Origin of the sequence: Limosilactobacillus difficilis, from assembly GCF_947387495.1 — a bacterium.
Taxonomy (GTDB): domain Bacteria; phylum Bacillota; class Bacilli; order Lactobacillales; family Lactobacillaceae; genus Limosilactobacillus; species Limosilactobacillus difficilis.
In genome coordinates this window covers 1-1,174 of record NZ_CANDNU010000095.1, presented here as the reverse complement: position 1 = coordinate 1,174, position 1,174 = coordinate 1, and the positions used below count along the sequence as shown (strand labels likewise).

The window sequence follows — 1,174 nt, the reverse complement described above, 5'->3', positions numbered from 1 at the left end:
GTCTAGTTGCCTAGAAAAAATATTTATTCAATTATCAAGCCAGAATATTCAACTTCCAACTTTTTGGGTACACGTCAATATTAACCGCAAAATCTCTTTTTTAATTCCTCGACTAGCCGCTAATAAAGGAAGACTAGTTTCAGAAATTGCCATCGCCAAAGCAATGATAACTGTAGTTATTTTATTAGGATTGGCAGAAAACAAAGTATAAATATACTGGGTTTTAACAAGCGAGATTCCAAGAATATTATTTAGTATTTGTCTGAAATAGACTTGATCTATAAGTTGCGCAATGGTTATCCCAGATCCAACTAATAAGAATGGGATTGATTCATAAAAAGTTACTTTTATTAATTGGAATGTTTTTATCATCTGGGCAGAATCAAAATTCCACGAAAGTTTTTTATGATAATGTCTAATCAAATACCAGCATAAATAAATTAAACCACTACAAGCGCCAATAAAGGCAGCAAAAATACTAGTCCGTACAGCAATATTGAAATTTAGGTGCAATACATAAATAACTATGTATGTTGAAATAAGGATAAACAAGACCCGCATAAACTGCTCAATAACCTGTGATAATCCAAATGGTTTTAAATCTTGATTTCCCTGAAGCCATCCTCTAACAGCACTCATTAATGGAATCAATGCTAAGGCCGGAGCCACAATACGAATTGCATTTGTTGCCTCCTTAGATGATGCTACGGGACTATTTTTAGCAATTATAGGTGCTAATGCGAATAATATAATTGCACAAAAAAAGCCGGATATCCCCATTAGGACTACGCCAGACTTTAAAAGAGTAGCACTGTCTTGATATTGTTTATGGCTATTATAAAGAGCAGCACGCCTAGCAATTGCAGAAGGAAATCCAGCTGTTCCCAACGAAATGAATAATGCATATGGGGTATAGGCACTATTAAATAGCGCTTGAGCAGGAGAAATATTATGTTTCCCTATCATTATGATCCAAGGAATTAGATAGACAACTCCTAGAACTCTGGAAAGAATGTTTCCAACCGAAAGCCAAAAAGCACCAGATAAAATTTTATTGTTCATTAATTTTCCACCGTACTTTATATTTGATTCAAAAGTCTAAATTTCAAGAATAAGTTAGCCACTAAGCTGAAATAAATAGCACTGACCAATTAATTATTGGTTGATGAGAACG

Annotated in this window: 1 protein-coding gene; it reads right to left on the bottom strand. The window is 34.0% G+C overall.

Annotated features, from left to right (window positions below):
- Positions 1 to 48: 48 nt before the first annotated feature.
- Positions 49 to 1,062 carry an oligosaccharide flippase family protein gene (locus tag QOR82_RS09095; RefSeq protein WP_283584416.1) on the bottom strand — a complete coding sequence of 338 codons (1,014 nt, stop codon included), beginning with the start codon at positions 1,060 to 1,062 and terminating at the stop codon, positions 49 to 51.
- Between the last annotated feature and the right edge of the window lie 112 nt (positions 1,063 to 1,174).

What these genes read in the sequence shown, in the direction of transcription:
- QOR82_RS09095 (WP_283584416.1), bottom strand. Translation starts at nt 1,062, where the DNA reads ATGAACAATAAAATTTTATCTGGTGCTTTTTGGCTTTCGGTTGGAAAC.